General features: G+C 75.0%; 5 protein-coding genes. All 5 read right to left on the bottom strand.

The features are described 5' to 3' along the window. Window position 1: 1 nt before the first annotated feature. The gene (locus tag ABZS58_RS47410; RefSeq protein WP_354791034.1) at window positions 2-778 is read right to left on the bottom strand and encodes an alpha/beta fold hydrolase; all 777 of its coding nucleotides are present in this window, start codon (window positions 776-778) and stop codon (window positions 2-4) included. Next, window positions 775-10,248 carry an SDR family NAD(P)-dependent oxidoreductase gene (locus ABZS58_RS47415; RefSeq protein WP_354791035.1) on the bottom strand — a complete coding sequence of 3,158 codons (9,474 nt, stop codon included), beginning with the start codon at window positions 10,246-10,248 and terminating at the stop codon, window positions 775-777. Before ABZS58_RS47415 ends, ABZS58_RS47410 begins: the two co-directional genes overlap by 4 nt. A gap of 33 nt (window positions 10,249-10,281) precedes the next feature. Then, complete coding sequence (locus ABZS58_RS47420; RefSeq protein ID WP_354791036.1) at window positions 10,282-11,337, bottom strand: 3-oxoacyl-ACP synthase; 1,056 nt, start codon at window positions 11,335-11,337, stop codon at window positions 10,282-10,284. A gap of 45 nt (window positions 11,338-11,382) precedes the next feature. Next, the gene (locus tag ABZS58_RS47425) at window positions 11,383-11,955 is read right to left on the bottom strand and encodes a TIGR03086 family metal-binding protein (protein ID WP_354791037.1); all 573 of its coding nucleotides are present in this window, start codon (window positions 11,953-11,955) and stop codon (window positions 11,383-11,385) included. Between the two features lie 7 nt (window positions 11,956-11,962). Beyond that, the coding region (locus ABZS58_RS47430; RefSeq protein ID WP_354791038.1) for an SDR family NAD(P)-dependent oxidoreductase at window positions 11,963-14,845 on the bottom strand (2,883 nt) is incomplete at its 5' end.

Consider the following 14,845-nt stretch of genomic DNA (forward strand, 5'->3'; position numbering starts at 1 on the left):
GTCAACGGATGTCCACATCGGACAGTGGTGACAGGACGTCGGCCACGGTCCGGAGGAACTCGGCGCCCGGCTCGCGGACGAAGAAGTGACCGCCCTCGACCCGGTGCAGCACACACTCGGCCGTCGTGTAGCAGTCCCAGGCGATCAGTTGCCGCTCCGAGACCAGCGGATCGCCGGTACCGTGGAACAGGTGCAACGGCACGGTCAGCATCGCCTCGTCCTGCCGCCGCTCCGCGGTCATCATCCGCAGATCGGCGCGGAGCAGATCCGTCGCGGCGCGCAGCCACTGCGGGTATCGCAGCACCTCGGCGGAGAGCCCGCCGATCTCCCGCATCGCCGAGACCAGCGCGTCCTGCCCGGCCAGATCCGCGGCCTGCAGCGACGAGCGCAGGTGCGGCGGCGGGCACGCGCCGACCAGCAGCGCGACCGGTGCGCAGGCACCCCGCGCCGCGCGCCGCAGGGCCAGCCGATACGCGACGCTCCCGCCCAGGCTGTGCCCGTAGAGGGCGTACGGCGCACGCATGTGCTCGGCCAGGTCGGCGTCCAGCGCCGTGACCAGCGCGTCGAAATCGTCCGGCACCGGCTCGCGGCGGCGTGACTCCCGCCCGGGCAGCTGCACCGGCAGCACGTCGATGCCGGGCGCGAGCTCGGCGAGCCCGGCGGGCCACGCGGAGAACGCCGACGCCGCGCCGCCCGCGTGGTGGAAACAGAACAGCCGCAACCGCCCGCCGGGCGACGGTGGGATCGGCAGGCAACCGGCCGGCATCCCGATCCTCACCGCGCTTCCTGGCCCAGGGCGTCGCGCACGTGACGGATCAACGAGCTCGGCGTCGGATGGTCCATGATCACCGCGGGTGAGAGGACGAGCCCGGTCTCCGCCGACAGCTCGTTGCCCAGCTCGAGGGCGGTGAACGAGGAGAATCCGAGGTCCAGGAAGGTGTCCTCGACGTCGATCTCGTCCGGTGAGCCGTAGCCGAGGATGCTCGCCGCACGGTCGCGGAAGATGTCCCGGAGCAGCTGCTCCTGGGCGGCCGCCGACATCCGCGCGAGGCGCTCGGTCAGCGGCACCTCGTCGTCGGCGCGCCGCCGCGGGGCCGCGGGCGCGTCGCCGACCAGGTCGCGCAGGACCGGTGCCGCGGCGTCGGCGCCCCAGGTGCTCCAGGCCTTCCAGTCGGCGTCCACGACCGCTGCCGTCGCGGCGTCCTGCCCGACGGCCCGGCGGATCGTCGCCATGGCCGTGCGCGCCGGGACGGGCCGCGCCGCCGGCAGGTCGTCGTCGTGGTGCCACGCCACGTAGGTCGCGGGGCGGCCGTCCGCACGCAGCTGGTGGGTGAGGCTCTCCAGGACCGCGGCACCGGACGCCACCTCCGGGAGGCCCGGGCGGCCCAGCGCGACCGTGAACGCGGAGACCAGCACGATCGCCGACGGGCGCTGCCCGTCCGGCAGCGCGTCCAGGCAGCGCCGCAGGGCGGCCGGGTCGGGCGTGGACTCTGGCGCGTACACGACGGTCGTGAGCGGGTGCTCGGCGGACAGCGCCGCGTGCAGCGCGGCGTGCAAGGCGGCGAGGTCGACGGGCTCACCCGCGCCACCGGGCAGGACCGTCACACGGTCGTCCCGGCCCGGATCGGCGCCGGTGCCGAGGACCCGCGTCGCTCCGCTCTTCAGCAGCGCCCCGGTCAGTGCCGAAGCCAACGCGCCCGAGCCGATGACCAGCGCGGCTCCGCTCGGCCGCCAGACCTTCGCCCGGGTCGCGGCGGCCCGGGCCAGCCGGCGGACGAAGACGCCACCCGGCCGGACCGCGTACTCACCGCCCCGGCCGCCCGCCGCGAGGACCCGGGCCAGGCGGGCGCCGAGTCGAGGGTCGGCGCCGGACGGCTCCGGCGGCAGGTCGACGAGCCCGCAGCCCGCCGTGCTCCGCCCGGCACCCCAGGCCGCCGCGAGCGCCGGGTCCGCCGGCCGCTCGCCGTCGACGGCCACCGCACCCCGCGTCAGGAACCACAGCGGCGCGTCGATCGCCGCCTCGGCCGCGCCGGACAGCGCCCGGGCGTCGCCGGGCAGGACCACCACACCGGCGGGCGGTGCGCCGTCCGGCACCTCGAGGGCGTGGCCGGGAACGGACCGGACGACCTCGGCGGCCGCACCGTGGGCCTCGAGCAGGCGCACCACGTCGAGCGTGCCGTCGCCGTCCGCGCCGGCGACCACCAGCCACCGGCCGGTGAGCTCCGCGGTGCCCTCGTCGGGCAGCGGCCGCCACACGAACTGATACCAGGAGCGCTGCTGGTGCCGCCACTGCGAGAGCACCGGCAGCAGTGCGCGCACGGACTCGGTCTGCTCGTCGTCGGCGAGGAGCGCCTCGGCGACCCCGTCGAGGTCGCCGCTGTCGACCGCGGCCCAGAAGCCGGTCTCGCCGGTGGCGTCGGTCCGCTCCTCGTCCTGCGCGGCGGGCCAGTAGTGCTGGTGCTGGAAGGGGTACGTGGGCAGGTCGGCGACAGCGGTGCTGGTGCCGGGCCAGGTGACGGCGTGGCTGGTGTGGGTGTGGATGGTGGCCAGCGCGGTGAGCAGGGTGTGCGCCTGGGGTTTGGCGCGGTGCTGGACGCCGGTCGTGACCGGGGTGCCGAGGTGCGGGGTGAGGTGGGTGTCGGGTCCGATCTCGACGGTCGTCGTGGTGCCGTGCCCGGTGAGGTAGGTGATCGCCTCGCGCAGGTTGACGGTGGTGCGGGCGTGCTCCGCCCAGTGGGCGGGCCAGTCCGTGCCGGTGGTGAGCGGCCGCGCCGTGGTGCAGGAGATGAGCGGGACGGTGGCGGGGTGGTGCGTGAGCTGCGCGGCCACCTCGGCGAGCGGGGCGAGCACGGGGTCCATCTGGGGTGAGTGGAAGGCGTGGCTGACGTGGAGCCAGCTGGTGCGGTGACCCTCGGCCTGGAGGTGCGCGTTGACGGTCCTCAGCGCGTGCTTCGGCCCGGAGACGACCAGTGAGGTCGGGGAGTTGACGGCGGCGATGGTGGTGCCGTCGGTCAGGTGGGGCCGGACGTTGTCGGGGGTGGTGCCGGCGGCGAGCATGGCCCCGCCGGGCGGGAGGTCCTGCATGAGTTTGGCGCGGGTGGTGATGAGGGTCGCGGCGTCGGGAAGGGTGAGGATCCCGGCGGCGTGCGCGGCGGCGATCTCGCCGATGGAATGGCCGGTGAGGTAGTGCGGCGTGACCCCGGCGCTGCGGATGAGGTGGTACAGGGCGGTCTCGATGGCGAAGATCGCGGGCTGCGCGTAGCCGGTCCGGTTGAGCAGAGTGGCTTGGTGGGTGCCGGGGGTGCTGAACATCAGGGCTTTGAGTGGCTGGTCGACGTGCGGGTCGAGATGGGCGAGGGCTTCGTCGAGCGCGTCGGCGAAGACGGGGAACGCGTCGTAGAGGTCTCTGCCCATCCCGGGGTACTGGCTGCCCTGCCCGGTGAACACGAACGCGGTCCTGCCGCCGCTACGGGCGGCGCCGGCGTTGGTGATCAGCGCGGGGGTGCTGGTGCCGTTGGTGAGCGCGGCGAGGGCGGTGCGCAGCTGGGTGGGGTCCGTGGCGACGATCGCGGCCCGGTGCGGCATCCTCGCGCGGCTGACGGCGAGCGTCCGTGCGGCGCCGTTGAGGTCACTGCCGCCGGCGGCGGCGGGGAGCAGTCGGGTCGCGTAGCCGGCAAGGGCCTGCTCGGTCTTCGCCGAGATCAGCCACGGCAGCAGCACATCGGCGTCACCCGGGGTGTCGTCGTCACGGACCGGTTCCTCGATGATGACGTGGGCGTTGGTGCCTGAGATCCCGAACGACGACACGGCGGCGCGGCGAGGGCGCGGCACCTCGGGCCATGGCTGCGCGGAGGTCAGCAGTTGGACGCTGCCGTCCCACTCGACGTGCGGCGATGCCTCATTCGCGTGCAGGGTCTGCGGCAGGGTGCCGTGCCGCATCGCTTGGATCATTTTGATGATGCCGGCGACGCCGGCGGCTGCTTGGGTGTGGCCGATGTTGGACTTGATCGAGCCGAGGTGCAGGGGCCGGCCGGCGGGGCGGTCCCGGCCGTAGGTGGCGTGCAGGGCTTGGGCTTCGATGGGGTCGCCGAGTGTGGTGCCGGTGCCGTGGGCTTCGACGGCGTCGATGTCGGCGGGTGTGAGGTGGGCGTTGGCGAGGGCTTGGCGGATGACGCGTTCCTGTGACGGTCCGTTGGGTGCGGTGAGTCCGTTGCTGGCGCCGTCCTGGTTGACGGCTGTTCCGCGGATGACGGCGAGGATCGGGTGGCCGTTGCGTTCGGCGTCGCTGAGGCGTTCCAGGAGGAGCATGCCGGCGCCTTCGGCCCAGCCGGTGCCGTCCGCGCCGGTGCCGAAGGACTTGCAGCGCCCGTCCGGCGCCAGCCCCCGCTGCCGCGAGAAGTCGACGAACACGCCCGGCGTGGCCATCACGGTGGCGCCGCCGGCCAGCGCCAGGGAGCACTCGCCGGAGCGCAGCGCCTGACCGGCCATGTGCACGGCGACCAGCGACGAGGAGCAGGCGGTGTCGACGGTGACGGCCGGTCCCTGCAGGCCGAAGCTGTACGCCAGCCGCCCCGACGCCACACTGCCGGCGGTGCCCGTCCCGATCAGGCCCTCCAGGTGGGCGGAGTACGCGAGATGGGCGTAGTCGTGATACATCAGTCCGGCGTACGTGCCGGTGTCGGTGCCGTGCAGGGTGGTCGGGTCGATGCCCGCGGACTCGATCGCCTCCCACGCGACCTCGAGGAGCAGCCGCTGCTGCGGATCGGTGGCCAGCGCCTCCCGCGGGGACATGCCGAAGAACGCGGCGTCGAAGTCGCCCGCGTCGTAGAGGAACCCACCGTGCCGGGTGTAGGACGTCCCCAGCCGGTCCGGGTCCGGGTCGTAGAGGGTGTCGAGGCTCCAGCCGCGGTTGTCGGGGAACGGCCCGATCGCGTCGGTCCCGGTGTCGACGAGCCGCCACAGATCCTGCGGCGAGCGGACCCCGCCCGGGTACCGGCACGCCATCCCCACCACGGCGATCGGCTCGTCGCCGCCGGCCGTCACGGTGTGCCCGGGAAGCTCCGGCGACCGGTCCCCGGTCAGCTGGGACAGCAGGTGGTCGGTCAGGGCGTCCGGCGTGGGATGGTCGAAGACCAGGGTGGTCGGCAGGGACAGACCGAGCTGGCCGGTCAGCGTGTTGCGGAGCTCGACGGCGGTCAGGGAGTCGAAGCCGAGGTTGGTGAAGGCCGTCGTCAGGTCGAGGCCGTGCGGCGAGGCATGACCGAGCACCCGGGCGACGCTCTGCCGCACCAGGTCCGACACGGCGGCCCGGGCCGCGTCCGGGGAGAGACCCGCGAGCTGCGCGCCGCCGTTCACGCGGGCGCGGGCGCGGGTCGCCCGAGCCGGGACCAGGTCGCGCAGCAGCGGCGGGAGGGTGTCCGCGCCGGCCGCCCGCAGGGCCGGCAGGTCCAGCGGCGCGGCGATGGGACACGGCTCGCCGCTGGCGAGCGCGGCGTCGAAGAGCCGCATGCCGTCCTCGGCGCCGATCGGGACCACGCCGGCCCGGCGCATCCGGGTGAGGTCCGTGCCGGTGAGGTGCCGGGTGATGGCCGACGCCTCGGACCAGGGACCCCACGCGATCGTGGTGGCGGTGAGGCCTTCGGCGCGCCGGTGGACCGCGAGCGCGTCGAGGAAAGCGTTCGCGGCGGCGTAGTTGCCCTGTCCGGGCGCGCCGAGCGTGGCCGTGAGCGACGAGAAGAGCACGAACGCGGTGAGTGGCCGGTCCCGGGTGAGCTGGTGGAGGTGCCAGGCGGCGTCGGCCTTGGGCGACATGACCGCGTGCACCTGCTCCGGTGTGAGAGCGGTGATGGTCGCGTCGTGGAGCACCGCGGCCGCGTGGACGACCGCCGACACCGGATGCTCGGCCGGCACGGCGGCGAGCTCGGCGGCGAGGGCGTCCCGGTCGGTGATGTCGCAGGCGTGGACGGTGACGTGGGCGCCCAGGTCGGTGAGCTCGGCGTGGAGCCGCTCGGCGCCGGGCGTGGCCGGTCCGCCGCGGGACAGCAGCAGCAGGTGCCGCACGCCGTACCGGTGCACCAGGTGCCTGGCGAGCAGGCCGCCGAGCGTGCCGGTGCCGCCCGTGATGAGCACGGTGCCGTCCGGTCCCCACGCGGGCTCCGGCCGACTGTGCGGGACGGTCCCGAGATACGGGGTGTGCAGGACACCGTCGCGGACGGCGTACTGCGGGTGGTCCCCGGTCAGCACGGCGGCCAGGACCTCGGGGGTGACGACGGCGCCGGCGTCCAGGTCGGCGAGGACGACCCGGCCCGGGTTCTCGGTCTGGGCGGAGCGCAGCAGGCCCCAGACCGCGGCGGTGGCGAGCTCGCCGTTCGTGGCCCCGCGGGTCAGCACGACGAGCCGCCGGCCGGTGAACCGGTCCTCGGCGACGAACCGCTGGACGAGGGTCAGCGTCTGCTCGACGGCGGTGTGGGCGTCCCGGGCGGGGTCGTCGCCGCCGGGAGCCGGCACCGCGCAGACGATCGCCTGCGGCGGATCCGCGTGTCCGGCGAGCTCGGCCAGACCATCTACAGTGGACAGGCCGGTGGCCATGCCCGCGCCGGAGCCCACCAGCACGGCCGAGATCGGGCCCGCCGCGCCGGAGCCGGCCGGCAACGGCCGCCACCGCACCGCCCGCAGAGTGGCCGGGCCGCTGCCGGTGAGCTGATGGGCACCGGCGGCCCGCAGCCGCAGCGACCCGACCGTCGCCACCGGGCTGCCCGCGGCGTCCGCGAGCGCCAGGCTCGCCTCGTCAGCGGAGCGCATGCTCAGGCGGACCCGCAACCGCGTCGCGCCCGGTGCGTGCAGGGTCACCCCGGACCACGAGAACGGCAGGAGCACCTCGCCCGTCGCGTCGTCCGCCGCGACGGCCAGCGCGTGCAGGGCGCCGTCGAGCAGGGCCGGGTGCAGGGCGAACTGGCGGGCGTCCGCAGCGTCCTCGTCGAGGCTCACCTCCGCGTAGACCTCCGAGGCGGTCCGCCACGCCGCACGCAGCCCCTGGAACGCCGGCCCGTACTCGTACCCGCGGGCCGCGAGCCGCGTGTACAGGTCGTCGACCGGGACCTCGGCCGCGCCCGGCGGCGGCCACACGGACAACGCGACCGGCTCGCCGGGCTCGTCGGCCAGCACGCCGGTCGCGTGCACGGTCCACGCCTCGGCGTCGGCCGGGCGGGAATGGACCGTCACGAGCCGCCGGCCGCCGGCGTCCGGCGGGCGCACCGACACCTGCACCCGGACGGCACCGTGGTCGGGCACCAGCAGTGGCACCTCGAGCGTCAGATCGTCGACCCGCCCGCAGCCGACGTGCTCCGCCGCGCGCATCGCCAGCTCGACCATCGCCGCACCAGGCAGCAGGCGCGTACCCATGATCTGGTGCTCCGCCAGCCACGGCTCCGCGTCCGCGTCGAGCAGCCCGGTGAGCACCGCGGTGCCGTCGTCGGCCAGGTCGATCGCCGCCCCGACCAGCGGATGGCCCGTCGGTGCGAGGCCCAGCCGGGCCGCGTCGCGGGAGTCACCGCCGGCGGTGAGCCATAGCGGCTCGCGGGCGAACGGGTACGTGGGCAGGTCGGTGAGCACCTGGGACGGGCCGATCAGGTCGTGCCATCCCACCGCGTGGCCGGCGGCGTGCAGCTCGGTCAGCGACCGCAGCGCCGTCTCCCGCTCCGGCCGGCGGGGGGACAGCACCGGCACGGTGACGCTCTCCGGGCGGCACGCACGCACGAGACCGGACAGGGTGGCGTCCGGGCCGAGCTCCAGGTAGGTGGTGACGCCGTCGGACCGCAGCGCCGCGACCGTGTCGGCGAAGCGCACGGCGCCGACGACGTGGGCCACCCAGTATTCGGGGTCGGTGATGTCGTCGCCCGCCGGCGACGTGCCGCGGGTGATGACGGGCACGGCCGGCGGCCGGAAGGTCAGCCCGGTGATCGCCGCCCGGAACTCCGCGAGCATCGGCCGCATCAGCGGCGAATGGAACGCGTGGCTGACCCGGAGCCGCTTGGTGCGGTGCCCCCGCTCGCGGAGGCCCTCGGCGATCCGCAGCACGGTGTCCTCCGCGCCGGAGACGACCACCGAGGCCGGACCGTTCACCGCGGCGAGGCTGACGTCGTCGCGTCCGGCCAGCAGCGGGAGGACATCCGCCTCGGTCGCGTCGACGGCGACCATGGCCCCGCCCGCCGGCAGCGCCTGGAGCAGCCGGCCGCGGGCCAGCACGAGCGCGGCCGAGTCGGGCAGGGACAGCACGCCGGCGGCGTGCGCGGCGGCGATCTCGCCGATCGAGTGACCCGCCAGGCGGTCCGGGACGACCCCCCAGGACGTGAAGAGCCGGAACAGCGCCACCTCCAGCGCGAACAGCCCGGCCTGCGTGAACGCGGTCCGGTCGAGGAGCCCGTCGGTGTCCGGCCCGCCGAACATCACCTCGCGGACACTGCGGCCGAGCCCCTCGTCCAGCAGCGCACAGACCTCGTCGAGGGCGGCGGCGAAGACCGGGAACGTCGCGTACAGTTCACGCCCCATGCCCGGGCGCTGGCTGCCCTGGCCGGTGAACAGCATCGCCAGCTTCCCTGCGGCGACCGGGGCGACCGCCGGCTGCGAGCCGGACACCGCCGTCAGACCGGCCAGGAGCTCGTCGCGGTCCGCGGCGACGACGGTGTGCCGGTAGGGAAACGTGGAGCGCCGGGTCAGTGCGTACGCGACGTCCGTCAGCGGCACGTCGGGCCGCTCGCCGAGATAGGCGCGCAGCCGCTCGGCCTGTTCCAGCAGCGCGTCCCCGGTCTTCGCGGACACCACGTACGGCAGGGCCGCCGGCAGGTCCTTGGCCGGCTGGGCCGGGGGCACTGGCGCGGCCTCGACGATGACGTGCGCGTTGGTGCCGCTGATGCCGAACGACGACACCGCGGCCCGGCGCGGCTCGTCGCGCGCCTCCCACTCGCGGGACTCGGTGAGCAGCGACACCGCGCCCGAGGACCAGTCCACGAACGGTGTCGGCGCGGCGACGTGCAGGGTCCGCGGCAGCCGCCCGGCGCGCATCGCGAGGATGAGCTTCATCAGGCCGGCGACGCCGGAGGCCGCCTGGGCGTGGCCGATGTTCGACTTGATCGAACCGAGCCACAGCGGGCGGTCGCGGCCCTGCCCGTAGGTGGCGAGCAGCGCCTGCGCCTCGATGGGATCACCCAGCCGGGTGCCGGTGCCGTGCGCCTCGACGGCGTCGATGCTGCCCGGCGCCAGCCGCGCGTCGGCCAGGGCGGCGCGGATCACACGCTGCTGGGACGGCCCGTTCGGAGCGGTCAGGCCGTTGCTGGCGCCGTCCTGGTTGACCGCGGAGCCGCGGATGACCGCCAGCACCGGGTGACCGTTGCGTTCGGCGTCGGACAGCCGCTCCAGCATCAGCATGGCGGCGCCCTCCGCCCACGACGTGCCGTCGGCGTCGGCGGAGAAGGGCTTGCAGCGCCCGTCAGGTGCCAGGCCGCGCTGGCGGCTGAACTCGGTGAACATCATCGGGCCGGCCATCACGGTGGCGCCGCCGGCCATGGCGAGCCCGCACTCGCGGTTGCGCAGCGCGCGGACGGCGAGGTGCAGCGCCACCAGCGACGAGGAGCAGGCCGTGTCGACGGTGACGGCGGGTCCTTCCAGGCCCAGGTGATACGCCACCCGGCCGGAGGCGATGCTGGTCGCGTTGCCGGTGAGGTAGTAGCCCTCGATCGCTTCCTGCGAGCGGGATCCGTACTGGTTGTAGACGACCCCGGCATAGACGCCCGTGTCGCTGCCCCGCAGGCTCGCCGGGTCGATCCCGGACCGTTCGGCGGCCTCCCACGACGTCTCGAGCAGCAGCCGGTGCTGCGGGTCGGTGGCCAGTGCCTCGCGCGGGCTCATCCCGAAGAACGCCGGGTCGAACAGGTCGGCGTCGTACACGAAGCCGCCGCTGAGCGAGTAGGACGTTCCAGGGTGGTCCGGGTCCGGGTCGTACAGGGCCGCCGGATCCCAGCCGCGGTTGTGCGGGAACGGGCCGATGGCGTCCGTGCCCGAGTCCACCAGCCGCCAGAGGTCCTCCGGCGAGCGCACGCCACCGGGGAAGCGGCACGCCATCCCCACCACGGCGACGGGTTCGTGCCCGCTCGCCTCCACTTCGGCCAGGCGTCCGCGCGTCCGATACAGCTCCTCGGTGACCCGCTTGAGGTAGTCGACGAGCTTCTCGTGCTCTGAAGAATCGCTGTTCATGTCCTGACCTTCGAAAGACGCGGGACGGTCACATCAGATGCGCTGGAGCGCGAAACCGGCCGTGGCCCAGCTGCTCGGATCGATGGCGACGCCCGCGACCTGGTCGCCCGGCCCGGTCCGGGCGCACGCCCGCGCCAGCTGGAACAGCGGCAGGCAGTTCGCCGCGTTGCCGATCTCCTCGATCAGGCTGTCGCAGCGCCCCACGGGCACCGCCAGGTGCTCCGCCGTGACGCTGGCGAGCCTTCCGGGAAGTTGCGGCGGCAGCAGCCGGGCCAGCCCGCCGGTCCGCCAGCCGACACCGTCGAGCAGGCCGGTCATCCGATCGCCGGCCAGCTTCGGCACGACCCCGGCGATGAGCTGCCGGTCGTAGGCGACGACCGGCCCGCGGTCGCCGCGCCGGGCGGCGCCGAGCCAGGCGGAGGTGTGGCCGGCCGGGTGGGCGGTCGTGCCCCGCCGCACGGTCACCTGTCGCAGCAGGTACGCCCCGGGAAGGTCCAGCGAGGTCACGACGGCCGCGGCGGCGCCGTCGCCGAACGAGGCCACGTCCAGCCCGTCGGAAGCGGGGGGTTCCCCGGGATCCGCCGGGACGTCCAGCTGCTTGGTGCTGACGTCGCCGGCGAGGACGAGGACGGTGCGCTGCCGGCCGGAGGACAGCATCTGCGCGGCGACGACGATCGCCTGAAGCGCACCGGTCGCGCCGGCCTGGATCTGATACGAGGGCACCCGGTCGATGCCGAGCCGGTCGGCCACGAGGTTCACCGTCGCGGGCATCAGGCTGTCCGGCGTCGCGGTGCTCATCACGATCGCGCCGATGTCCCCGCCGGTCATGCCCGCCCCGGCCAGCGCCCGCTGCGCCGCCGTCGTGGCGAGATCCGCCAGCGTGGCGTGCGGCGGCCCGCCGTCGAGGTCCCGGCACAGGTGCCGGGTGCGGATCCCGAGCGCGTCGTCGAGGTGGCGGCCCTGCCCGGCCGGCAGACCCAGATACCGTGCCAGCGTCGCCGTCTCCACGGGCGGGCCGGGCAGCGCCGTGCCGACCGGAAGCAGACGGATCGGCATGGCGCTGGCCCCCATTCCATCGATGCTGTTCACGTTGACATTCTTGAAAAGGCGCCTAAAGCCCGGCTTATCGGCCGGTCACGGCGTACGGCCGAGGTACCGCAGCAGCCGGTCCGACGGTGTGTCGCCGCCGTCGACGGCGGGGGCGTACATGACGCCGCGACGCATCTCCACCGGCGGCCATTGCCGCGCGAACGCGAAGACCGGCTCGGCCAGGTCCGCCGGGATGGGCACGTCCTCGCCGGTGGCGCGCCCGATGTCCCAGCCGTGCACCACGACCTCCAGGAGGCTGACGCCGGCGGCCGACCGCGCCGGGATCGACCCGAGCTCGGTGGCGCAGGCACGGTCCAGCGCGCCCGGCGACCGCCACTCCTTGAGCGCCTGGTCGACCCGCACACCGAAGGCGGCGGCCGGATCGTCGTCGCCGAGCCGGTCCTGGGTGGCCAGCGCGTGGGCGCCGGCCTCGGTCAGCACGTGGTCGCCGGCCACCGCCCACGCCATCACGTCGATCGTGCCCAGCGTGTGGTTGAGCAGCGTCCGCACGTCCCATGCGGCGCACGGGGTGGCGTCGTGCATGCCGTCGGTGCGGACCACCCGGATGCGGTCCGCGGTCCAGGCGAACCCGTTGTCGAGCAGGTCGATGATGTCCATGGCTTCCTCACTCACTGCCGTTGCCGAGCCTGCGGTCCAGCAACGCGAAGAGCTCGTTGTCGGACGCCGACGTGATCTGTTCCGTGGAGGTCGTCGTGACGCCGCGCAGGTCGTCCCAGCGCGACAGGAGGCGCCGCATGCGCCCGGTGATGGTGTCCAGCGCCGCCTCGTCGCCGGCGACGGACGGCACCTCGGCCGCGGACAGCGCCGACAGCGCCGACTCCAGCTGTGCCAGGCCCTCCAGCAGCCCCGCCGCGGCCGGCTCCTCCACCGGGAAGAGCAGCGTGTACACGTAGCGGCCGAGGACCGCGGGGCTCGGATGGTCGAACACGATCGTGGCGGGCAGCCGCCGCCCGACGGCGGCGCTGAGCCGGTTGCGCAGCTCCACCGCCGTCAGCGAGTCGAAGCCCAGCATCTTGAACGGCCGGTCGTCGGCGATGTCGCCGCCGCTGTGCCCGAGGACGGTGCCCGTCAGCTCGCGGACGGCGGCGAGCACGGCGGGTTCGCGGTCCGCGGCCGGCAGCCCGGCGAGCCGCGTGGCGAGCGGTGCCACGCCGTCGTCCGCCGCCGCACCGGCCAGTCCCGCGGCGCGCCGGCGTGGTGCCGCGGCGGCCGGCACGAGGCCACGCAGCGGCGGCGGCAGCACGCCCGCCTCGGCGTTCGCCCGCAGCCGCGCCGGGTCCAGCTTCGCCGGCACCAGGACCGCGTCCGGCGCGGCCAGCGCCAGGTCGAGCAGCCGCAGTCCCTGGTCGGCCGGCATCTCGACCAGCCCGATGCGATGCAGGCGGGCGATGTCGGCCCGCTCGAGGTGGGCCGTCATGCCGCCGGTGGGTTCCCAGAGTCCCCAGGCGAGTGCGGTGGCGGGGAGTCCGGTGGTGTGGCGGTGTTCGGCGAGGGCGTCGAGGAAGGTGTTGGCGGCGGCGTAGTTGGCTTGTCCGGGTGTGCCGATGGTGCCGGCGATGGAGGAGAAGAGGATGAACGCGGTGAGGTCCGTTTCGCGGGTCAGCTCGTGCAGATTCCAGGCGGCGTCGACCTTGGGCCGGAACGCGGCCGCGACCTGCTCATCGGTCAGGCCCGTCACCAGCGCGTCGTCGAGGACGCCGGCGGCGTGGACGACCGCGCCGAGCGGATGCTCCGCCGGCACGCTCGCCAGCAGGTCGCGCACGGCGTCCCGGTCGGCGAGGTCGCAGGCGACCGTGGTGACCTCCCCGCCGCGGGCCCGCATCTCGTCGGCGAGCGCCGCGGAGTCGGCGGGGTCCGCGTCGCGGCGGCTCGCCAGCAGCAGGTGACGTACGCCGTGGACGGTCACCAGATGGTGGGCGACCAACCGTCCGAGGACGCCCGTGCCGCCGGTGACGAGGACGGTCCGTTCCGGGTCGAGTCCGGCCGGCGCCGCGTCCTCGGCCGCCGGAATCCGGTGCAGCCGCGGCACGAGCGGCTCGCCGCCGCGGACGGCGACCTGCTCCTCTCCAGTGGCCAGCGCGGCGAGGATCCCGTCCTGCCCGCCGGCGTGTCCGAGCCCGCCGGTGTCGACGGCGTGGTCGATCAGCAGGAACCGGCCGGGGTGTTCCGTCTGCGCCGAGCGCACCAGGCCCCACACCGGGGCGACGGCCGGGTCGGGCGGCACGTCGCCGGCGGCGACCGCGCCCCGGGTGACGATCGCCAGCCGGGTGTCGGCGAGCCGCTCGTCGGCCAGCCAGTCCTGCACGAGGCGCAGGGTCCGCATGGTGACGGCGTGCGCGCGCCGCGGCACCTCGCCGGTGCCGTCCGGCGTGATCTCGACGATCGCCACGTGTGGGGCGGTCGCGCCGCTCGCGATGGCCTCGCTCAGCGCCGGCAGGTCGTCGTAGGTGTCGAGCGGCCCGGCGCCGCGCAACGTCGCCGCGGCCCCGCCGCCCAGGACGGCGAGCCGCCCGGCCGGGGTGCGGTCCGGCGCCGCCGGCTGCCACGCGACACCCAGCATCGATCGCGTCACCGCCGAACGGCCCCGCTCGATGGTGCCCTCCGGAAGGGGCCGGGTCGTCACCGCCCCGATCGTGGCGACCGTCCGACCGGCGGGGTCGGTCAGTGTGAGCGACAGCGTGTCCGGGCCCGACTCGCGGGCGCGGACGACGACGCTGTCCGCGCCGCCGGCCTGGAGCACGACGTCGCGCCAGGCGAACGGGAGGCGCAGCGTGTCCGTGCCACCGGTGAGGAACACCGTCTGGAGCGCGGCGTCCAGCAGCGCCGGATGGATGCCGTACCCGTCGGGATCGGCCGGGGCGGGCAGGACCACCTCGGCGTACACGTCCCCGTCGTGCCGCCAGGCCGCCTGTAGGCCGCGGAAGCTCTGGCCGTACCGGTAGCCGGCGTCGGCGAGCCGCTCGTAGAGGTCCTCGACGGGCAGCGGGGTGGCGCCGGCCGGGACGCCGCCGCCGTCCACGGGCGTCGGCGCGGCGGCGGGCGCGAGCACACCCGCGGCGTGCACCGCCCAGGCCGGATCGCCGTCGGCGCGGGCGTGGACGGTGAAGGCCCGCCCGCCGCTCTCGTCCGCCGGGTCGAGGCTGAGCCGCAGGTCGACCTCGCCCTGATCGGGCGGGAACAGCGGCGCCTGCAGGGTCAGCTCGCTCACCGCGGCGTGGTTTACGTGCGCCGCGGCGTGCAGCGCCATCTCGGCGAACGCGGCACCGGGCACCAGGACGGTCTCCTCGACCGCGTGGTCGCCCAGCCACGGGTGCGTCCGGGCGGAGATCCGCCCGACGAACTCGGTGCGGCCGTCGGGGAAGTCGATCGCCGGTCCCAGCAGCGGCCGGCCGGCGGTGGGGTTGAGCCAGTGGTGTTGGTGTTGGAAGGGGTAGGTGGGGAGGTTGGTGGGTTGGGGGTTTGGGGGTTTGGGCCAGGTGGTGTGGTG

The sequence above is a fragment of the Dactylosporangium sp. NPDC005555 genome (assembly GCF_040605635.1).
Lineage (GTDB): Bacteria > Actinomycetota > Actinomycetes > Mycobacteriales > Micromonosporaceae > Dactylosporangium.

Bases quoted from the DNA above. Each gene is read 5' to 3' on its own strand.
- ABZS58_RS47415 (WP_354791035.1), bottom strand. From the start codon at position 10,248: ATGAACAGCGATTCTTCAGAGCACGAGAAGCTCGTCGACTACCTCAAG.
- ABZS58_RS47425 (WP_354791037.1), bottom strand. From the start codon at position 11,955: ATGGACATCATCGACCTGCTCGACAACGGGTTCGCCTGGACCGCGGAC.